This window comes from Rhodococcus sp. BH4, from assembly GCF_002079265.1.
Classification (GTDB): domain Bacteria; phylum Actinomycetota; class Actinomycetes; order Mycobacteriales; family Mycobacteriaceae; genus Rhodococcus_F; species Rhodococcus_F qingshengii.
The window spans coordinates 6231658-6251982 of the sequence record NZ_CP014941.1 but is presented as its reverse complement, the minus strand read 5'-3'; the positions used below and the strand labels follow the sequence as shown (position 1 = coordinate 6251982).

Below are 20325 nucleotides of genomic sequence, written 5' to 3'. Positions count from 1 at the left end.
CGGATGGCCATCGTCACCATTCCGTTACCGCCGAACTGGGGATTTACCGGCCGGTAGGTCGAAGCACGATCTCCGTGGGGTGTGCGTCGGACGGTGTTTGGACGGCAGTGAGTACGGCACGCGCCACAGTGGAGGCTTTCAGGAAGCGCTCCGGGTCGTACTCGTCGCCCTCACCCGCGACGATGTCGCGCTGCATGTCGGTGTCGATCCGTCCGGGGTGAATGGAGGTGACCCGCAGTGCCGGCTCTTCCAGGCGCAACGCATCTCCGAAAGCGCGCAGGGCGAACTTGCTGGCCGCATACGAGCCCCAACCGGCGTTGGCGCGCAGTCCGGCACCCGAATTGATCAGCACGACGTGACCTCCAGCCGCACGAAGCGCGGGCAGGAGAACCCGCGTGAGTTCGGCGACGGCGATGACGTTTGCCTCGAGGGTGCGTCGCCACTGATCGACCGAGGATTCCTCGATGGTTCCGATGTCGGCCACGCCGGCGTTGTGTACCAGCACGTCGAGCGTCGTGATGGACGAGGCGGCGGCGGCGACGGCGTCGTAGTCCGTGAGGTCGAGGGGTAGGGGCGTCGATCCGGGCAGTTCGGCGCAGATCGGCTCGAGGGCCTGTGCGGATCGTGCACCGAGCAGCAGGTCGTGTGTCGGCGCCAGTTCGCGTGCGATGGCAGCTCCGAGGCCGCGACTGGAACCGGTGATCAAGGCAGTAGGACGCATGGTGCGAGCCTATCGAGTGAGGATTGTTCGGCTAGACGAACTTGTGTATTTGTTTACCCACATATTAGAGTTCGACCATGACGATACGCGACGCGAAGAACTTCCGCCGCCTGGGAATTGCCGCCCTCGCCGCCCTGCTTCTGTCCAGCTGTTCTGCGGTGAGTTCTGGCTCCGACGACGACCGCCCGGTGGTGCTCACCACGTTCACCGTGCTGTCGGACATCGCCCAGAACGTTGCCGGCGATCATCTTCGCGTCGAGTCGATCACCAAGGCGGGGGCCGAAATTCACGGCTACGAGCCGACGCCCGGAGACATTCGGCGGGCGAGCGAAGCCGATCTGATCCTCGACAACGGCATGAACCTCGAGGCGTGGTTCGCGAAATTCGTCAACGGACTGGACGTGCCACACGTCGTGGTCAGCGACGGCGTCGAAGGCATTCCGATCGCCGGCGACGCGTATGCGGGCAAGCCCAATCCGCATGCATGGATGTCTCCGTTGAATACGCAGATCTACGTCGACAACATGGTGACTGCTTTCAGCGACCTCGACCCGGACAACGCCTCGGCATTTGCGGAGAACGGCGCGAAGTACAAGGCGGAACTGCAAGCAGTTCAGGACGGCCTGGTCAGTGGGCTGGCGGCATTGCCCGCAGGTCAGCGTGCACTCGTCAGTTGCGAGGGTGCGTTCTCCTATCTGGCCAGGGACGCGGGACTCAGCGAGGCGTACATCTGGCCGGTCAATGCCGAGCAGCAGGCGACGCCGCAGCAGATCATCGCCGCGATCGACTTCGTCCGAGCCAATTCCGTTCCCGCCGTCTTCTGCGAGTCGACGGTCTCGGATGCCCCCATGCAGCAGGTTGTCGGGGCGACCGGCGCGAAGTTCGGCGGAACGCTGTACGTCGATTCGCTGTCCGAAGCCGACGGTCCCGTGCCCACCTATCTGGACATGATTCGCCACGACACCGACGTCATCCTCGGCGGTCTGACCGGCGGTAAATCATGAACGAAGCCATTCGCGTCGAAAACGTCAGCGTTCACTACGGCGAGGTCCACGCACTGGACCACGTCGATCTGACGTTGAACTCGGGTAGCGTCTGCGGACTGATCGGCATGAACGGTTCAGGAAAGTCGACTCTGTTCAAAGTGATCATGGGGATGATCAAGCCGGACAACGGTTCTGTCAGAATCGCCGGTCTCGACGCAGCCACTGCGCGCAAGAGCGGCCGCGTCGGATACGTGCCGCAGAGTGAAGACGTCGACTGGACCTTCCCGATCAGCGTCCGTGACGTCGTGATGATGGGCAGGTACGGCCACCTCGGATTCTTGCGACGTCCGCGGCGTGCAGATCGCGAGGCGGTGGCAGAGGCCCTCGAGCGGGTGGAACTCACCGAATTTGCGGATCGTCAGATCGGTCAGCTCTCGGGTGGTCAGAAGAAGCGCGCGTTCGTCGCACGCGGCATCGCTCAGGACGCGTCGATACTGTTGCTGGACGAGCCGTTTGCGGGCGTCGACAAGCGTTCCGAGGCAACGATTTCGATGCTGCTACGAGAGTTGGCTTCCGACGGCCGGTCGATCTTGGTCTCGACCCACGATCTCCACGCTGTGCCGAAACTCTGCGACGAGGCGGTACTGCTCATGCGCAAGGTCCTGGTGCATTCCGACCCGGACACCGTGCTGCAACCGGAAAACCTCGCCCTGGCTTTCGGTCTCGACGTGATGGACAGGACCTGATCGATGAACCTCGTAGAACTCCTACTTGATCCTCTCCAGTACGGATTCATGGTGCGCGCGTTGGCCGTTGCGGTTGTGGCAGCGGTTGTCTGCGCGGTGCTCAGTTGTTGGTTGGTGCTCATCGGGTGGTCGTTGATGGGCGACGCCGTCTCGCACGCCGTGCTGCCGGGTGTTGTCCTCGCTTACGTCGTCGGCGCTCCATTTGCGATCGGGGCCTTGATCTTCGGGTTGATCGCCGTAGCGCTGATCGGACTGATCCGTAACACCAGCCGCGTCAAGGAAGACGCCGCGATCGGTATCGTCTTCACGACTCTCTTTGCGTTCGGTTTGGTTCTCATCTCGGTGACCCCCAGCCAGACCGATCTCAACCACATCATTTTCGGCAACCTGCTGGGGGTGAGCTCGTCAGATCTTCTGCAGGTCGCGATACTCGGCGCGTTGGCGTTGAGCATTCTGTTGATCAAGCGTCGTGATCTGACGTTGTTCGCCTTCGACCCGATCCATGCGAACGCGATAGGTCTTTCGCCCAAGCGCCTGGGTGCGCTGCTACTCGGCGTCCTCGCACTCACGTCCGTTGTGGCGTTGCAAGCCGTCGGCGTCGTGCTGGTGGTGGCGATGCTGATCATCCCCGGCGCGACGGCCTACCTTCTCACTGACAAGTTCTCGCGGATGCTGGTGATAGCTCCCGTCGTTTCCGCGATCTGCGCGATTACGGGTATCTACGTCAGCTACTACCTCGACACAGCTTCCGGGGGCATGGTTGTGATGACGCAGGGCATCGTATTCGCCCTGGTGTACCTGTTCAGCCCGTCGCAAGGGGTGATCGCGAAATGGACCTCGCAGCGGCGTAGGACCCGAGCGGAATACAGCGCCGCGGGGCGTACGAGCCTTCCTGATCGTTCGTACAGTTAACAGTCCGCTACCAAATCGGGTAGGTTCGTACGGGCATTCGTCACCACAACATTCCGGCCGCAACGATGCCGGCTGCAAGACGATCGGTGGTGACGCCTTGAACACCGATGGGTTCTTCGATGACGCAGTTCCGAGCGCGACGCACGTGGCTGGTTCTCGGCGTCGTTGTCGCGGTCATCGCTCTCGCCGGATCCGGGCTGCTCAGCCCACGAACTTCGGTTCTGGTGGACGATATCGCCCAGCTCGTCGGCGGAGCCACCGCAACTGCGGTCTGTTGGTGGACATCGCTGCGCTATCACGGCGTCGAGCGTCGTTGGCGAACTCTGATGGCTCTGGGTATGGCCGGCTGGACTCTCGGGATGTTCTTCTGGGCGTTCTACCGCTCGGTTCTCCACGTTCCACTTCCGTCGCCGTCGATCGCGGACATCGGTTTCTTCATGTTCCCGGTGTTCGCCGTGCCGGCGCTTCTGTCGTTGGTGCGTCAGTCGCCCCGGCGTGAGGCGATCGGTCCGATCCATCTCTGGCTCGTGCTGACGCTCGACGGTCTTGTCGTTGTCGGTGGATTGTTCATCCTCACGTGGACAACGGCCCTGGGCGCCGTCGTTCATACCGGTCCGACGGGATCTCTCGGGTTTCTTGTCGCGGTGATGTATCCGATCACCGACTTCGTTCTGATCGCCATGGTCTTGCTGATGGTCATCGGACCGAAGGCCGTAGCAGAGATCCGTGAACCGCTGACGTTCCTCGGGTGCGGGTTGGTGATGCTCTCCCTATCGGACAGCCTGTACGCGTACTTGGTGGCGATCGGCGCCGAGAGTATGCCGACGATCGCCGATGCCGGGTTCATCGCGGGGCCGCCGTTGATCGCCTTGGCGGCGCTGACGAAGCGAACCGAGCCTCGGAACCGCAACGCGCCGCAGCAGTGGCGAAGCGATCGGACTCAGTTGCTGCTGCCGTATCTGTTGATCGCGGTGATCGCGACGATCGTGACTGTTCAGGCGCTGATCGTCGGCAACCTCGATGCCGTGGTCGTGATACTCGGCGTCGGCGTGTTGGTTCTCGCGCTGGTGCGCCAAATACTCACGCTCCTCGAGAACGACGCGCTCCTTCAACAGATCTCCGCTGCCCAGGACGAGCTGAGGTACCGAGCACATCACGACCCACTCACCGAGCTTGCAAACCGGGCCGCGTTCGACGAACACTTTGCGAGCGCCATCGAAAACTATCGCCAGACGAACTCCGATTGGGTGCTGATGCTTGTCGATCTGGACGACTTCAAACAGATCAACGATCGATACGGGCACCCGGCCGGCGACCGGTTACTGGTTGCTCTCACAGCACGTCTGCGCGAAGCGGTTCCCGAGGGTGCGTTTGTCGCTCGATTCGGTGGCGACGAGTTCACAGTGCTCCTGCAGGGCACGATCGACGACGCCGTCGTCGTGGCTCGCCGGATCGTCGACGCGCTCAGGTCCGATCAGACTGCAGACACATCGGTGTCGGTGGGTGCGAGCGTTGGTGTCGCGCATTTCGAGTCCGCGCAGTTCGAGTTCGGGGACGAACCGCTCAGCGCGCACACTCTTCTTCGCCAGGCCGATGCGGCGATGTACGAGGCGAAGAGAAGTGGGAAGGGAGCGGTCGTTGTCTACGGCGACCGTCGCAAATGGTTATCGCCGTAGTAGTGCGAAAATCGTTGCCGGTGAACCCGATCCGGCCTTGTTGATCGCACCACCGACAAGGATGCTAGCCCCGGTGGTTGGCAGGGCGGCAAGATTGTTCAAGTTCTCCAGGCTGATTCGATGCTTGTCGTACAGGATTGTCGAGACGGGGTAGGTTTCGTCGTTTCCGAGGTCGGGACCGAACGTGTCGGTTCCCAATGCTCCGCGGGTGCCCAAACGGCCGGTGTCTATCAGCCACCGCGCCGCGTCCACCGAGAAGCCGGGTTGGTGGGCGACACCCTCGGCATCGGAGTTGGCATATTCTTCGCTACCCCAGCGCGATTCCCATCCGGTCCAGAGAACTACGGCCGCTCCATCGGGGATCTTTCCGTTGCGCGTTTCCCATTCCTGCAGGTCCGCGACCGTGAGTGCATAGTCCGAATCGGCGGCAGCCTTGTCCCGGATGTCGATCTTCACTGCGGGGAGGAAGAGGTCCGCCGGATCGAGTTGGTCGGCTGTGAGGCCGCCTTCCTGGAAGTGTGCGGGTGCGCCCCAATGCGTGCCCGTGTGCTCACCTTCCTCGACGTACTGGAGGTAGTAGCCGTCGTTTGCGATGGTGGCCGCTGTGTCGAGAGTGAACTCGGGGTCGCCTGGAAAAACCGGCGTCGTCGCCGGGTCGTTCACGTGTGAGAGCGAAACAACCGACAACAGTTCGTTCAACGGACTTGTTGCGTCTTGACTGCTTCCGGAACTGCTACCCATGTCGATCACCTGAGGTCCCGCTACCAGCGCCAGACCTGTGGCTGCGCGCTGAAGTAACTGCCGTCGTTTCATCGATCCCCCGCCAATTTGTCCGAATTGAGAGTGTTGCAATCACTTTCGTTCCTTGAACACTAGGACAGAACCTTAGGCTGCTGCGGACCATGACGACCACTCCACATCGCGGACAGCTATGACCTGTCCGTGCGGTCGGTGATCTACGTACTGCGGATACTTTGCGGCCAAAGCATCGATCGCGCTCTCGGACTCCTTGGTGCCCGGGTCGAGAACCTCCGCATGTCCGTCGACGCGGACCCACCAGAGCGCGGACCAGTCGTCGTCGTAATGATCGACCAGCAGGCTTGCGCGCCCCGTCTCGGTGATGTTCCGGAGCCTGCGAAGAGCGGTCGTGGTTTTCGGTTTGTGGTCGACACAGGAATAGACGGTGCCGCCGACCAAGACGAATACCAGCGGCACGATGTGCGGAACGCCGGCCGCATCTGCCGTTGCCAGGTGAGCCACCCGCGCGGCTTCAAATCGTGCTCTCGGGTCGTCCATATTCACAGCGTAAGGGGATCAAGGGTTGCCGCGAGCCGCTGCTGACGGAACAGTGGTCTCATGAAACCGGATGAAGCGCTTCGGGAGATCGCCTACTGGCTCGAACGATCACGCGCTGAAACGCACCGCGTCAAGGCCTATCGCCGAGCTGCGGAGGTCTTTTCAGGATTGTCCGACGAGCAGAAGGAGTCTCGCCGGAAAGCCGACAGTTGGAAGGCCCTCACCGGCATCGGGCCGAAGACTGCCACGATTATCGCTCAGTCGTACGACGGCATCCCCGAGTATCTCGAGGAACTGCGGGGGCAGGCTGAGCCCATCGGCGACAGCCCATTGCGACAAGCCCTCCGCGGCGACCTCCACACCCACTCCGACTGGTCCGATGGTGGAAGCCCCATCGAAGAAATGATGCGACGCGCAGCGGCACTCGGCCATGACTACTGCGCCCTCACCGACCATTCGCCTCGCCTCACAGTTGCCAACGGGTTGTCCGCGGAGCGCCTACGGTCTCAACTCGACGTGATAGCCGGGTTGAATGCCGAACTGGCTCCCTTCCGCATTCTCACGGGAATCGAGGTGGACATCCTCGAGGACGGTTCACTCGACCAGGATCCCGATCTGCTCGACGAACTCGACATCGTGGTGGCGAGCGTCCACTCCAAGCTGAGGTCCGAACGCGAGGCGATGACCCGCAGAATGCTTGCTGCAGTGCGAAATCCGCGTGTCGATATTCTCGGGCACTGCACCGGGCGTCTTGTCGAGGGTGCTCGCGGAACCCGGCCCGAGTCGCAGTTCGACGCGGAGAAAGTGTTCGAGGCCTGCCGCGAATCAGGCACAGCCGTTGAGATCAATTCCCGACCGGAGCGTCGTGACCCGCCTTCGCGTTTGATCGAGTTGGCCCGCGATCTCGATTGTCTTTTCTCCATCGACACTGACGCCCATGCCCCCGGTCAGCTGGCTTGGCAGGGCTACGGCTGTGACCGGGCCGAAACGTGCGGTGTCGAAGCCGATCGGGTGATCAATACCTGGACCGCCGAAGATCTTTTGGAGTGGGCAGGCAATTGAGAGCATGCCGGAATGGGTCACCGAGGCGTTTGCTCGGTGACCTCCGGGTTCAGAGTCGTGTGGTGGAGCGGCGGGGTTTCCGGTCGGGGTCGATGCCCGGTGGTGGGATGAACCAGGGCAGGTGATCGGTGCCCATTCGGATTTCCCATTGTCCGGTGAATCCGGGTTTTCGGTGCATCAGGGTGTGGTGGGTTCGGCAGAGTAGGACCAGGTTGTCCATGACGGTTGGTCCTCCTTTGGCCCAGTGTTTGATGTGGTGGGCGTCGGTCCAGGCGGGGACGCAGTCGCAGCCGGGGAAGGCGCACCCTTTGTCGCGGGCGATCAGGGCGGTGCGTTGTGCCGCGGTGACAAGCCTTTTGAGTGGGGTGACATCGAGTGGGGCACCGTTTCCGTCGAGGAGGACGCTGGAGAGCATGCAGTCACAGGCGATCATGCGGGTGCGGCCGACGCTCAGTGGACCCATCCAGGGCATGTGGCCGACATCGAGATCTTGTTTGTCGAGATCGTGGAAGTCGAGATCGAGCATGCCGGGATCGTCGTCCTCGGAGGGGACAGGTGTTGAGCCATCACTCGTTGTGGCGCATTCACGGTGGTAGGCCAGGTCTTTGGCGTTGATGTGCACGTTCAGGTGTGGGCGTTGGCCGCCGTCGATGCCGGTGGCAGCGTTGTCGAGGTAGCGCCGGATGAGTTCTGCCATGGCGTCTGCGTTGCGTGTGGCGGCGGGTCGTTTGTCGGGTGTGCCGTCTTCGGCGGGGGTGGGCATGGAGAGGTTGGAGAGGGTGGAGAGAAGCATTTCGCCGGTCACTCCGTCGAAATCGCCTCGGACGGCGACTCTTCCGTTGAGGGTGGGGGAGATGCGCAGTTCGTTGCGGTCGGTGTCTTCGCTTGGTGGTGGGTCGTCGGATTCGAACATGTGCTCGAGGACGCTGAGGGCGTAGCGCAGTTTGACGGTGGTTGCTTCGGTTCCGGATGCTGCGGCGAGGAGTGTGTCGCGGCAGTACGGTAGTGCGGCGTCGGGCATTGCCTTGGGTGGGGATTCGCAGAACGCCACGATCAGTGCTGCGTGCTCGAAAGTGAGGTCACCGGCATCGAATTGGTCTTCGATCTCGGGAAACGACCGTAGCGCTTTTCCCAGGGCTGCGATTCTTCTGCCGGTGGAGATCTGCAGCATGGTGTGGTTCGCGAGCCATTGTCCGGTGCCGCGGTAGCAGAGTACTTGTTCGTCCGGGTTCAACGTCAGGGTGTCGACGGCGGCCACTCGAATGGCTTCCAGGCGAAGGATTTCCGCTGACGCGGTGATGGCGATCTCGCGGACGTCGCTGGGGTGAAGCCGCCACAATCGTCCGCGCACACCCACGGCGGAGCTGTTGACCACGTCGGTGACGGCATCTTCGGTGATGTTGATCGTCATGAGAACCCCCCGTTCCGCCTTCCATCATACTCGAACATGCTTTCGAGTCAAGGGCTGTTTCGAGAAGGTGAGGTGGGCCCGGCCGTCGTGATTCTGTTGTTCGAGAGCAGATTCCGTCGCTAGAGCATCAGCGCCGGATCTGTAGTCAGTTCGATGTTCAGCCACGGTTCGTAGGGGAGATCGGCGAGGCTGGTGGCGAACGAGCGTCGTACTGCGTCTTCACCGTCGATGTCCCAGCTGTGTGGCGCGACCATGAACGTCGCTTCGACATACAGCTTGCGACCCACCTTGCTCATGGTGAGAGTCGGTTCGTCCAAACCGAATTCGTCGCGGACGACGGCGATGGCATCGTGCACGCGGGCCTGAACGTTTTCGCCGGGAGCACCTTCGAGGAGTTCGATCAGTGCGGTTCGCAGAAGTGCGTACGGTTGCGGGACCAGCATCGCGCAGCCGAGGAGGACCAAGACGGAGTCGACATATCGGTCGGCGTCGGAGAAATCGGTGCGGCCCAGGATCATTGCGACGACAGCACCGACTGCGACCAGCGCGCTGAAGGCAGCCGACGCTCCCCATTGCCTGGCTTCGGCGACGAGCAGATCAGATGTGCGGTCGACTTGTCCGACGTAGCGCCAGATGATGATCGACACCACTGCGCTGACAGCGCCGTATGCCACCAGAGACCCCGCGGTGACGTCGGCTCCGCCCGCGAGGATGACACGAACTGCCTCGACTGCGGCGTAGGCGAGCGTCGCCAGTAGTGCCATGCCCTGGACAGCGATGACGACCGGGATCAATGCCTCCTTTCCGAACGGGAAGCGTGCGGTGGGGCCCGAGTCGGCTATCCGCGAGACCCGCAGTGAGATCGCCGTCAACACCATTCCGATGAGGGCGTACACACCGTCGAGCAGGATCACCTGGGACTGCGAGATCCAGCCCCAGAATGCGGCGAGCACAGCCAACGCCGTTGCGACAACGAGCGAGTACCGCAGGGCCTTGCGTTCGCGGGTAGCGCTGTCTTCCTTGGTGCCCATGAATTCCAAACCGCCTGTCCGTTTCGATATTCCTTCACGTAGGAATACCAGCAACGACGCGCAGGCACGGGATCAGTGGACCAATTGCGCTGCCAGATCGAGAAAGTCCTCGGCGTTGATGTCGAACTCGTCGGAGAAGGACACATCGGGATTGCCCCTGGCTCCGAATTCGAGTGGTCGAGCTATGAAGGCTGTGCGGAATCCGAGAGCTTTGGCCGCCCGGATGTCATATTTGTGACTGGCAACCATCATGATCTCGGCCGGGTCGTACCCGAGATATCGAGCGGCCAGGTGGTAGATCTTCGGATCTGGTTTGAAGACGCCGGCCATTTCGGCAGTGAAGACGGCATGCCATGGCAGATTTCCGTGCCGGGAGATGCTGACTGCGGCATTCACGTCGGCGTTGGACAAGGCAGCGATTGTGTACTGCTGGCGCAGGGTTGTCAGGCCGGCGACAGTGTCGGGCCACGGGTCCAGGAATTTCCAGGCGGTGGTGAGTTCTTCCTGTTCGGCATCGGAAAGTTCGATGCTCTCGCGGGCCAACAGCTTGCGCAGAGCCTCGCGGTACACCGAATGTACTGTCACCCATTCGCCTGTGGAGTCGTCGGCCTCGGAGGTGTTCGCGAAGTACTCAGCGCGCCAGAGATTGACGAATCTTGGCCAGTCCACGTCGGCGTCGGTGATTCGACGGGCCTCTCGGCACAGTGTGCTGTGAAAATCGGTCGCTGTGCCCTGGACGTCGAACAGCAGTGCTTTGATCTTCTCGCGCACTAGGCCTCCACTCCGAGATCACCTGACGGACTTCCTTCATTATTGCGGCTGCAGCGCCGGATTCGTGCTCGGTGAGCGCAAAGGCTCGACGCGTCGCAAAATAGACATCTATGGCAGACCGCGGATTTACCCCGACTCAGCTCGCCGCCCGAGCTGCCTACTTGCTGCGCGGAAACGACCTGGGCACGATGACCAGCGCTGCCCCGAAGCTGTATCCCCACATGTGGAGCTGGGACGCCGCGTTCGTGGCGGTAGGTCTGGCGCCGCTCAGCGTCGAACGGGCGGTAGTAGAGCTCGATACCTTGCTCTCGGCTCAGTGGAAGAACGGAATGATTCCGCACATCGTGTTCGCGAACGGTGTCGACGGCTACTTCCCCGGCCCGACGCGGTGGGATGTCAATGCGTTGGCAGAGCATGCTCCTTTGGGTACCGCTACATCGGGAATCACCCAACCCCCCGTTCACGCGATCGCGGTGCAGCGGATTCTCGATCATTCGCGTCGGCACGGACGTACGACGCGTGCGGTCGCGGAAGAGTTCCTCGACCGGCGCTGGAGCGATCTGGTTCGGTGGCACCGGTGGTTGGCGGAGGCCCGCGATCTCGACGGCAACGGCCGTATCGCGCTCTATCACGGGTGGGAATCTGGGATGGACAACTCTCCGCGGTGGGATCTGGCGTACGCGAATGTTGTTGCGGGACAAGTTCCTGCGTATCAGCGTGCTGATCTCGCTGTGGTGACGGACCTGTCTCAGCGGCCCACGGATAACGAATACGACCGCTACCTTTGGCTTCTCGAAGAGATGAAGGCCGTGCGGTACGAGGATTCTCAACTCGCCACTGCCATGAGTTTTGCCGTCGAGGACGTGTTTGTCAGTGCGGTTTTCTCGATGGCATGCGACGTCTTGGCAACTATCGGTGAGGAGCATTCGCGGCCGAACTCCGACGTCCGTGATCTGCGCGGTTGGGCAGATCGATTCCGGCAGGGCGTGATTGCCACCACCGATGAACGATCAGGTGCAGCAAAGGATTTCGATCTTCGCACCGGGCGATGGGTTCATACCGAGACCATCGCGATGTTTGCGCCGTTGCTGTGCGGCGGCCTGAGCCGCGATGCCGAGCGCGCTCTGTTGCGCACTTTCGAGGGGCCCAAATTCTGTGGTCACCCGGACATGCGGTTTGCTGTCCCACCGTCGACGTCTCCGGTTTCCGGCGATTTCCGTCCTCGGGAGTATTGGCGTGGCCCGGTGTGGCCGGTGATCACGTGGTTGTTCTCGTGGGCGTTCGCGCGTCGGGGGTGGGCCGAGAGATCGCACGTCTTGCGTTCGGAGGGGTTGCGGCAGGCCAGCGATGGCAGTTTTGCCGAATACTACGAGCCTTTCACCGGTGAGCCGCTGGGCAGTATGCAACAGTCGTGGACCGCTGCGGCTGTTCTCGATTGGCTCGGTTGAGTGAACATTCCCTGAATTAGGGGACAAAACGGACTAGTCGACCTTAGTCTCGGGAAATGGTCGAGCGACGGATCGTCAGGACATTGGGCAAGCTCACCCCGATCGCGATGGCAGCTGCCATCGCGATCACGGCACCTGGCCTCGCCGCTGCCGACGCTCCCCGCGGCCCGGACGTCTCTTCGTGGCAGCATGTGGACGGAACCGGAATCGACTGGTTCCAGGTCAAGGCGTCAGGGCACGAGTTCGCGATGGTCAAGGCCACCGAGTCGCTCAACTACGTCAATCCGTACTTCATCCAGGATTGCCTGGTCATGCGTGCTGCCGGCGTCTCGCGCGGGGCCTACCACTACGCAGACGTTCGCCAGTCCCCCGAAGCCCAGGCCGCCTTCTATTCGGCGATCGTCCTGGGTATCAACGGACCTGGTGACCTCCCGCCCGTTCTGGATCTCGAGGACGCGAAGGGACTGCCCGCCGGGCAGGTCATCGACTGGACTCATCGCTACTTGAATACAGTCCAGGCACTTACCGGGCGGCAGCCCATCATTTACACGTATCCCAACTTCTGGCGTACTCAGATGGCCAACACCACCGAGTTCAACCACTACCCGCTGTGGATCGCCGATTACAACGGGCAGAACGCACCGGGGCCGCTACCCGGCGGTTGGTCCAACTGGACTTTCTGGCAGTACACCAGCACCGGACGCATCCCCGGAATCACCGGAAACACTGATATCAACGTCTACAGCGGAGCCCAGGGCGATTTCGATCGCTACGCCAACAGTGTGGGGTTCGGCAGCAGCTAGTTTGCGGCGGGGCCCTCGGCTCCGTGGTGCCCGGTTCGGGCCCTTTCGCCCTCGATGCATTTGCCTCGAGGCACGCGGAAGGGCCCTTTTTGGCACTCTTGTGACGCTTGGCTGGTTAGTCCGGTTGTTGCTCGTCAGTTACGAGAATTCTGCCGGGCGGTAGCCACGGTCGCTGAACTTTCGACTAGCTGAGCAGGATCAGAAAATAGCTATGGCAGAAAATGAGCAGAACTGCTCTGCCTGAAAAGCTACAAAACGGACTTGAAGTTGGGTTTGAATCGAAGGCGGCCGCCCGGTTTCGGGCGAAGTTGGTGCCTCGCAATCCAATTATCGGAGCCTCGGGATGCTTCGTTACCGGCAGCCGTCGCTGAGTGTGGTCTGGATCAATTCGATCAATTTCGACGTGCTCGCACGGGTGATCGGACTCCATTCAGGACGGGGTTTCCGACCGTCGTTCGAGGGTCTGTGGCGCATCCAACAGGCCTTATCCATATTGGGCATTTGTCCAGATTCCATATTTTCCTCGAGGTTGGTCGTCACCCGATCTGGTCAGCGGAAACGTTGAATGTCATCGCGTTCGCCGCGGTGCCGCACTCCGAGGGCTGAATTGTCCGCTCGGACAACACTGCTCCTCGAAGCTTGTCCGATCTACGAACAAAAACGTCGATCGGTCTGCTTTGTCCGACTTTCGATGGGCAAGCTCCCGGTTATCTGTTATCTTGTTCCTGATAACTGGAAGGTTGCTCTCGATTTGCGCGGATTTCGAGGGCCAAGGTCCTGTTCAGGGCGGCTCTTCCAACACGCAGGTGTTTCCGAAGAGGAGCTCGAATGACAGGACCGGCAACAGCGTCCGGTGTGAGGTCGATCAGCCGAAAACAGGCGCATCGACCCGAACCAACCGATCAACCGGGAGTTCGCGCCAGCGCTCTCGCATCTCCGTCCATCGAACATCGATCAGGCACATCCTGGGGAGTAAGAAATGCCTAACGACATACCGCCGACAAGGTCGGCCATATTCACCGCAGGGCTCCCGCCCTGGGTGCGAGCGTGGACGGTGGTATGGACCGCCATCGCGATGATTCTCGGTATCTCCGGCGCGACGGCAGTGGTTGCGTCAGCGCAGCCGGCCGCGACGCTCGGCGGCCCCGTTCAGGCTCAGGCGCCGGCTCGCGCCGCTGTTCTTCCGGATGAACAGCCTGCAAAAGGCTGCGCATTCAGCGCCCCCGGCACCGGTCCGTTCTCGCAGAACATCTGCTGGATCGATATGTCGACGCTCGATGCGGCAACGGCTGCTTCTGCGGCAGGGCAGTCGATGGAAATCCAGCTCACCGACGGTTACAAGATCAACTTCAAGGCTTTCCTCACCGACTCGGTAGCGGGAAAGACACACCAGGGGATCGAAACCAGGGAACTTCCCACCCTGCACTACGCAGCTCTTGGCTCGTCTGCGTACACGGGTGTGCCGTCGACGATCAAGCCTGCGATCTATCAGAAGTCCGCTGACAATGGTCAATCCGGCGGAACGGTGTCGCTGAAGAACATCGTGATGACCGGGCCGAACGGCCCGATTTACAACTACGGCCTCGTCGCTGCTGACGCCGAGTCGACTGACGCCAACACGTCGACCGACAAAGAGTTCCTGACCTTCAATTCTGACAAGCCTCTCCGCCAGATCGCACGCACGGTTGGTGCGGATGCGCCCGGCTACCCCGGAATTCGGGCTTGTGACGGTGGGCTGACGGCTATGCCCGCCACCACCGTCCGATGCGATTCGTGGAACCTGGTCAACAACAAGGAGTATTCGCCAGGCACTTTGGTTGTGGCATCGACCGCTCCGACCAACTTCGCGGCGACGTTCGGAAATACTGTTCTGGACACCTCTCGTCAGGGTCTGGCGTTCGGTGTTTTGCTGTCGAAGGTCAAGATCGACAAGGACCTCACGCGCGTCACCCCCGGTGACGATTTCACTATCGGCATGAGCACCGGACACCACGCTGATGCAGGCGCCGCTGCAGCAACCGAGATCAAGAGCACCACGACCGGTGCGACTGATACGACGGCATCGACTGGCTGGCGGACGCTCCTCGCAGATACCACGCCCACCCCTGTCACGTTCTGGGAGAAGCCAACTACCTCGGCGACCAAGACCGCGAACTATGCGACATCGTGGGATTGCCAGGTAAACGGCGTGACCCAGGCCCTCAGGGTCGGTGACGTTGCGCAGGCAGCACTTACACCGGGTGACAACGTGTATTGCAAGGTCAAGAACACCCCGGTTCTCGTGAAGAAGTCGTCGTCACCACCTACCGGTGAGACGGTCAATATCGGCCAATCAATCACCTACACTCTGAATTTCGAGAATCCGGGCACTGCGCCGGCAACGATCGACTACACGGACTACCTCGCCGACGTCATTGATGACGGAACAGTTGCGGTCGGTGCTGCAACCGGCGGACTCACCGCCGCATTGAACGGCGCCGACAAGATCAGGGTCGGCGGCACGTTGCCGGCCGGCGGCAAGGGGACAGTCACATACACCGTCACTGTCAAAGACGGCGGCAACAAAGTTCTGAACAACTATCTGGTTCCGGGGACTACAACTCCCCCCACAACATGTGATCCTGCAACCAATCTCTGCACGACGCATCCCATGCCTGGTTTCACGCTGACCAAGACGGCTGATCCGGTTTCCGGTTCGACGGTTCAGGCCGGCGACACCATTACGTACACCGTCACCGGTGCCAACACCGGCAAGACGGCCCTGACTCCCGCGACGATCAAAGACGATCTGAGTGCGGTTCTCAACAATGCTGCTGTCGTACCGGGCTCGCTGAAGGCGACCATCGACGGTGCTCCTGTTGCTGCTCCGACTCTGTCGGGCAGCACTTTGTCGTGGTCCGCGAATCTCCCGGCCGGTAAGTCTGTTGTTCTGACATACCAGGTGAAGGTCAATGCCGGCGTTGCCGCGGGAACGGTTCTGAACAACAAAGTCACCGGTACTGCGAAGCCGCCGACCGGTCCGGACATCACTCCTCCTCCGGTGGAAACGAATCACTCGGTTCCAGGTTTTACGCTGGCGAAGACTGCCGATCCGATCTCCGGTTCGACGGTTCAGGCCGGCGAGTCGATCAAGTACACCGTCACCGGCACCAACACCGGCAAGACGAAGCTTGATCCGGTACAGATCAATGACGATCTGGGTGCGGTCCTCAATAATGCTGCTGTCGTTCCTGGTTCGCTGAAGGCGACCATTGACGGAGCTTCCGTGGCTGTTCCGACTTTGTCGGGTACGACGCTCTCGTGGACTGGCGTTCTCGAAGCCGGCAAGTCGGTTGTCCTGACCTACGAGGTGAAGGTCAACGACGGTGTCGCTGCGGGTACGGTCCTGAACAACAAGGTCACGGGTACTGCGAAGCCGCCGACCGGTCCGGATATCACTCCTCCTCCGGTGGAGACGAATCACTCGGTTCCCGGTTTCACTGTCGCGAAGACTGCGGATCCGGCATCGGGTACCGGCGTCAATGCTGGTCAGACGATCACGTATACGGTGACAGGTACGAACACCGGTAAGACGACGCTCAATCCTGTTGTGTTGACTGATGATTTATCGAAGGTTCTCGACAACGCGACGTTGGTGGACGGTTCGCTGAAGGCGACTGTCGACGGTGTCGACGGTGCTGCTCCGACCCTGTCGGGCACCACGCTCACCTGGACCGGTGGATTGGAAGCTGGTAAGTCGGTTGTTCTGACCTATCAGGTGAAGATCAATGCCGGTGTTGCCGGTGGCACGTTGATCAACAACAAGGTCACCGGTACTGCTAAGCCGCCGACGGGTCCGGAGATCACTCCTCCGCCGGTGACGACGGAGCATCCGGTTCTGTCTCCGAAGATTGCTGTGGTGAAGTCTTCTGATCCGGTGTCGGGTTCGAATGTTGTTGCCGGTCAGGACATCAAGTACACGCTTTCGTTCTCGAACACCGGTAACGGTGCGGGTGAGGTCGCGTACTTCGATGATTTGCGTCAGGTTGTGGACAAGGGTGCATTGAGTGGTTTGGCTGCTGATGCTCCGTTGGTTGCGACGATGGTCGGCAGTGATGGTTTCTCGGTGACGGGGACCTTGGCGGCCGGTGAGAGCAAGACGGTGACGTATTCGGTGAAGGTCAATGCCGATGTGGTCGGTGGGGTGTTCGTGAATAACTTCGTTGTTCCGGGGACGACTCCGCCGGTTGATCCTCCGGAGGTGTGTGATCCGGTGACGCAGCTGTGCACGACGCATCCGGTGGTCTCTCCGAAGATTGCTGTGGTGAAGTCTTCTGATCCGGTGTCGGGGTCGAATGTTGTTGCCGGTCAGGACATCAAGTACACGCTCACGTTCACGAACACCGGTAACGGTGCGGGTGAGGTCGCGTACTTCGATGATTTGCGTCAGGTTGTGGACAAGGGTGCATTGAGTGGTTTGGCTGCTGATGCTCCGTTGGTTGCGACGATGGTCGGCAGTGATGGTTTCTCGGTGACGGGGACCTTGGCGGCCGGCGAAACGAAGACGGTGACGTATTCGGTGAAGGTCAATGCCGATGTGGTCGGTGGGGTGTTCGTGAACAACTTCGTTGTTCCGGGGACGACTCCGCCGGTTGATCCTCCGGAGGTGTGTGATCCGGTGACGCAGCTGTGCACGACGCATCCGGTGAAGGTTCCGGGGTTCACGGTCGCGAAGGCTGCCGATCCTGCGTCGGGTACCAATGTTGCTGCTGGTCAGACGATCACGTATACGGTGACCGGTTCCAACACGGGTAACACGACTCTTGATCCGGTGGTGTTGACCGATGATCTGTCGAAGGTTCTCGACAACGCGGTGTTGGTGGACGGTTCGCTGAAAGCGACTGTCGACGGTGTCGACGGGACTGCTCCGACCCTGTCGGGTACGACGCTCTCGTGGACTGGCGTTCTCGAGGCCGGTAAGTCGGTTGTTCTGACCTACCAGGTGAAGATCAATGCCGGTGTTGCCGGCGGGGTTCTGATCAACAACAAGGTCACCGGTACTGCGAAGCCGCCGACGGGTCCGGAGATCACTCCTCCGCCGGTGACGACCGAGCATCCGGTGAAGGTTCCGGGGTTCACGGTCGCGAAGGCTGCTGATCCGGTGTCGGGTACCAATGTTGCTGCGGGTCAGACGATCACGTATACGGTGACGGGTGCGAATACGGGTAACACGACTCTTGATCCGGTGGTGTTGACCGATGATCTGTCGAAGGTTCTCGACAACGCGACGTTGGTGGACGGTTCGCTGAAGGCGACTGTTGACGGTGTCGACGGTGCTGCTCCGACCCTGTCGGGTACGACGCTCACCTGGACCGGTGGATTGGAAGCCGGTAAGTCGGTTGTTCTGACCTACCAGGTGAAGATCAATGCCGGTGTTGCCGGCGGGGTTCTGATCAACAACAAGGTCACCGGTACTGCGAAGCCGCCGACGGGTCCGGAGATAACTCCTCCGCCCGTGACGACGGAGCATCCGGTTCTGTCTCCGAAGATTGCTGTGGTGAAGTCTTCTGATCCGGTGTCGGGTTCGAATGTTGTTGCCGGTCAGGACATCAAGTACACGCTCACGTTCACGAACACCGGTAACGGTACGGGTGAGGTCGCGCACTTCGATGATCTGCGTGGTCTGCTCGATGATGCTGATCTGGTTGCGGGCAGCTTGAGTGCTGATGCTCCGTTGACTGCTGCGATGGTCGGCACGGATGGTTTCTCGGTGACGGGATCCCTTGCGGCCGGTGAGAGCAAGACGGTGACGTACACCGTCACGGTCAAGGCTGATGCCGATCGCGTTGCGGCGAATGCCGACAACACGGTGCTCAACTTCGTTGTTCCGGGTACGACTCCGCCGGTTGATCCTCCGGAGGTGTGTGATCCGGCGACGCAGCTGTGCACGACGCATCCGGTGAAGGTTCCGGGGTTCACGGTCGCGAAGGCTGCTGATCCGGTGTCGGGTACCAATGTTGCTGCGGGTCAGACGATCACGTATACGGTGACGGGTGCGAATACGGGTAACACGACTCTTGATCCGGTGGTGTTGACCGATGATCTGTCGAAGGTTCTCGACAACGCGACGTTGGTGGACGGTTCGCTGAAGGCGACTGTCGACGGTGTCGACGGTGCTGCTCCGACCCTGTCGGGTACGACGCTCACCTGGACCGGTGGATTGGAAGCCGGTAAGTCGGTTGTCCTGACCTACCAGGTGAAGATCAACGATGGTGTCGCCGGTGGCACGTTGATCAACAACAAGGTCACCGGTACTGCGAAGCCGCCGACGGGTCCGGAGATCACTCCTCCGCCGGTGACGACCGAGCATCCGGTGGATGGCACACCCGCGATCGAGGTACTGAAGTCCTCTGTTCCGTCCACCACGAACCGTGTGGTTGGCGGCCAGGAGATCACGTACACGCTCACGTTCAAGAATGTGGGCACCGCGGATGGTGAGATCAGTTTCTACGACGATCTCACCGACGTTCTCGACGATGCAGTAATGACGAAGGGTCCGGCTACCACTTCCACGCTGGTTGTTTCGGGTGTCGTCGACAACGTCTTCACGGTCACCGGAAAGCTGGCCAAGGGCGAGACCGCGACAGTGACGTACACCGTCAAGGTCAATCCTGAGATCGGAACGTTGTCAGGTCCCGGATTCACTCCGGGTGTCCTGAACAACTACCTGGTGGTTGGTGGCGAGAACCCGCCAGTGGACTGTGTCCCGGGCGACGCTCTCTGCACCGAACACCCGATAGACCCGCCGGAGACCACCACTACGGTGCCGCCGACGACCACCACGACGCCGCCGGTCACGACGGAGCCCTGTGTTCCTCCGACGACGACCACGCGGATGGTTCCGACGACAACGGTTGCGACGACGACGGCTAGCGCGACCACTGCCGGTGACGCTGATGTGACCGGTACGGAGGAATCCACCACAGAGGAGACCACGACAGAAGAAGTTGTCGCGGAGGAGATTGTGGATCCGTGTGGCGTGACGACAACGACGCCGCCGACGACAACGCCGCCGGTCACGACAGTTCCGCCGACCACGACGGTTCCGAACACGACGGTGCCGGTTACACCGACGATCATCATTCCCCCGATCGTCGTTGTGCCTCCGATCGTCGTACCGCCGACGGTTCCGGGTCAGCCGGTTCCGAGCACGGTTCCGGGACAGCCGAAGCCGCCGACAGCAAACCCGGGTCAGCCGGGTCAGCCGAAGCCGTCTGCTCCTCAGGGCGGGACGATCAACTCGGGTGGTGGCGCTGGTGAGAGTGGCGTGAACACCGGGTTGCTCGCAGCAGGTGGATTGGTTCTGCTGCTGGCGCTGGGAACGGGTGTTGTTCTCCTGACGCGTAAGCGTCGCGAGGACGGTGACAACTGATTCTCTTGAGAATCTAAGGTAAACGACGTGGGGCAGATCGCAGAGTATGCG

14 protein-coding genes are annotated in these 20325 nt (G+C 61.2%); 8 read left to right on the top strand and 6 right to left on the bottom strand.

What is annotated here, in order from left to right; genetic code table 11:
* Nucleotides 1-43 precede the first annotated feature (43 nt).
* The gene (locus tag A0W34_RS28985; RefSeq protein ID WP_003942455.1) at nucleotides 44-721 is read right to left on the bottom strand and encodes an SDR family oxidoreductase; all 678 of its coding nucleotides are present in this window, start codon (nucleotides 719-721) and stop codon (nucleotides 44-46) included.
* Nucleotides 722-798: 77 nt separating this feature from the next.
* On the opposite strand from A0W34_RS28985, the gene A0W34_RS28980 reads away from it, so the two are divergent.
* The 4 genes from A0W34_RS28980 (at nucleotide 799) to A0W34_RS28965 (ending at nucleotide 5041) form a co-directional block, all read left to right on the top strand.
* Nucleotides 799-1725, top strand: a complete 927-nt coding sequence (locus A0W34_RS28980) for a metal ABC transporter substrate-binding protein (RefSeq protein WP_081558709.1) — start codon at nucleotides 799-801, stop codon at nucleotides 1723-1725.
* Nucleotides 1722-2453: a metal ABC transporter ATP-binding protein gene (locus tag A0W34_RS28975; protein WP_054186862.1), complete on the top strand. Its 732-nt coding sequence runs from the start codon at nucleotides 1722-1724 to the stop codon at nucleotides 2451-2453. The genes A0W34_RS28980 and A0W34_RS28975 overlap by 4 nt, the downstream gene beginning before the upstream one ends.
* 3 nt (nucleotides 2454-2456) lie before the next feature.
* Nucleotides 2457-3365: a metal ABC transporter permease gene (locus tag A0W34_RS28970; RefSeq protein ID WP_081558708.1), complete on the top strand. Its 909-nt coding sequence runs from the start codon at nucleotides 2457-2459 to the stop codon at nucleotides 3363-3365.
* A gap of 119 nt (nucleotides 3366-3484) precedes the next feature.
* Nucleotides 3485-5041 (top strand): GGDEF domain-containing protein, encoded by a 1557-nt coding sequence (locus A0W34_RS28965; protein WP_081558707.1) that lies wholly within the window; start codon nucleotides 3485-3487, stop codon nucleotides 5039-5041.
* Here the strand turns inward: A0W34_RS28965 and A0W34_RS28960 are convergent.
* Together A0W34_RS28960 and A0W34_RS28955 are read right to left on the bottom strand one after the other, a co-directional pair.
* The gene (locus A0W34_RS28960) at nucleotides 5030-5782 is read right to left on the bottom strand and encodes a cyclase family protein (protein WP_198035721.1); all 753 of its coding nucleotides are present in this window, start codon (nucleotides 5780-5782) and stop codon (nucleotides 5030-5032) included. The two genes, A0W34_RS28965 and A0W34_RS28960, sit on opposite strands and share 12 nt — an antisense overlap.
* A gap of 144 nt (nucleotides 5783-5926) precedes the next feature.
* Entirely contained in the window at nucleotides 5927-6337 is a 411-nt protein-coding gene (locus tag A0W34_RS28955; protein ID WP_030537452.1) for a TIGR03668 family PPOX class F420-dependent oxidoreductase, read from the bottom strand.
* Between the two features lie 60 nt (nucleotides 6338-6397).
* Between A0W34_RS28955 and A0W34_RS28950 the strand changes: the two genes are divergently transcribed.
* On the top strand, nucleotides 6398-7399 hold the full coding sequence (locus tag A0W34_RS28950; protein ID WP_054782181.1) for a PHP domain-containing protein: 1002 nt from the start codon (nucleotides 6398-6400) through the stop codon (nucleotides 7397-7399).
* A 49-nt stretch (nucleotides 7400-7448) separates the two neighbouring features.
* On the opposite strand, the gene A0W34_RS28945 is transcribed toward A0W34_RS28950, so the two are convergent.
* The 3 genes from A0W34_RS28945 to A0W34_RS28935 form a co-directional block, all read right to left on the bottom strand.
* The gene (locus A0W34_RS28945) at nucleotides 7449-8810 is read right to left on the bottom strand and encodes an HNH endonuclease signature motif containing protein (protein WP_081558705.1); all 1362 of its coding nucleotides are present in this window, start codon (nucleotides 8808-8810) and stop codon (nucleotides 7449-7451) included.
* 119 nt (nucleotides 8811-8929) lie between these two features.
* Nucleotides 8930-9841 (bottom strand): cation efflux family transporter, encoded by a 912-nt coding sequence (locus A0W34_RS28940; RefSeq protein ID WP_007735270.1) that lies wholly within the window; start codon nucleotides 9839-9841, stop codon nucleotides 8930-8932.
* A gap of 72 nt (nucleotides 9842-9913) precedes the next feature.
* Nucleotides 9914-10612, bottom strand: a complete 699-nt coding sequence (locus A0W34_RS28935; RefSeq protein ID WP_007735269.1) for a haloacid dehalogenase type II — start codon at nucleotides 10610-10612, stop codon at nucleotides 9914-9916.
* Nucleotides 10613-10722: 110 nt separating this feature from the next.
* Here A0W34_RS28935 and ggh point away from each other — a divergent pair, with 110 nt between their 5' ends.
* The 3 genes from ggh to A0W34_RS28920 all read left to right on the top strand — a co-directional run bounded on the left by ggh (nucleotide 10723) and on the right by A0W34_RS28920 (nucleotide 20274).
* The gene (gene ggh / locus A0W34_RS28930) at nucleotides 10723-12060 is read left to right on the top strand and encodes a glucosylglycerate hydrolase (RefSeq protein WP_064689015.1); all 1338 of its coding nucleotides are present in this window, start codon (nucleotides 10723-10725) and stop codon (nucleotides 12058-12060) included.
* 107 nt (nucleotides 12061-12167) lie between these two features.
* Entirely contained in the window at nucleotides 12168-12863 is a 696-nt protein-coding gene (locus A0W34_RS28925) for a glycoside hydrolase family 25 protein (protein ID WP_370334015.1), read from the top strand.
* A gap of 979 nt (nucleotides 12864-13842) precedes the next feature.
* The gene (locus A0W34_RS28920; RefSeq protein WP_156888952.1) at nucleotides 13843-20274 is read left to right on the top strand and encodes an isopeptide-forming domain-containing fimbrial protein; all 6432 of its coding nucleotides are present in this window, start codon (nucleotides 13843-13845) and stop codon (nucleotides 20272-20274) included.
* Nucleotides 20275-20325 lie beyond the last annotated feature (51 nt).

Excerpts from the sequence above, each read along its gene's own strand:
- A0W34_RS28985 (WP_003942455.1), bottom strand. The coding sequence starts at position 721 with ATGCGTCCTACTGCCTTGATCACCGGTTCCAGTCGCGGCCTCGGAGCT.
- A0W34_RS28980 (WP_081558709.1), top strand. The coding sequence starts at position 799 with ATGACGATACGCGACGCGAAGAACTTCCGCCGCCTGGGAATTGCCGCC.
- A0W34_RS28975 (WP_054186862.1), top strand. The coding sequence starts at position 1,722 with ATGAACGAAGCCATTCGCGTCGAAAACGTCAGCGTTCACTACGGCGAG.
- A0W34_RS28970 (WP_081558708.1), top strand. The coding sequence starts at position 2,457 with ATGAACCTCGTAGAACTCCTACTTGATCCTCTCCAGTACGGATTCATG.
- A0W34_RS28965 (WP_081558707.1), top strand. The coding sequence starts at position 3,485 with ATGACGCAGTTCCGAGCGCGACGCACGTGGCTGGTTCTCGGCGTCGTT.
- A0W34_RS28960 (WP_198035721.1), bottom strand. The coding sequence starts at position 5,782 with ATGGGTAGCAGTTCCGGAAGCAGTCAAGACGCAACAAGTCCGTTGAAC.
- A0W34_RS28955 (WP_030537452.1), bottom strand. The coding sequence starts at position 6,337 with ATGGACGACCCGAGAGCACGATTTGAAGCCGCGCGGGTGGCTCACCTG.
- A0W34_RS28950 (WP_054782181.1), top strand. The coding sequence starts at position 6,398 with ATGAAACCGGATGAAGCGCTTCGGGAGATCGCCTACTGGCTCGAACGA.
- A0W34_RS28945 (WP_081558705.1), bottom strand. The coding sequence starts at position 8,810 with ATGACGATCAACATCACCGAAGATGCCGTCACCGACGTGGTCAACAGC.
- A0W34_RS28940 (WP_007735270.1), bottom strand. The coding sequence starts at position 9,841 with ATGGGCACCAAGGAAGACAGCGCTACCCGCGAACGCAAGGCCCTGCGG.
- ggh (WP_064689015.1), top strand. The coding sequence starts at position 10,723 with ATGGCAGACCGCGGATTTACCCCGACTCAGCTCGCCGCCCGAGCTGCC.
- A0W34_RS28925 (WP_370334015.1), top strand. The coding sequence starts at position 12,168 with ATGGCAGCTGCCATCGCGATCACGGCACCTGGCCTCGCCGCTGCCGAC.
- A0W34_RS28920 (WP_156888952.1), top strand. The coding sequence starts at position 13,843 with ATGCCTAACGACATACCGCCGACAAGGTCGGCCATATTCACCGCAGGG.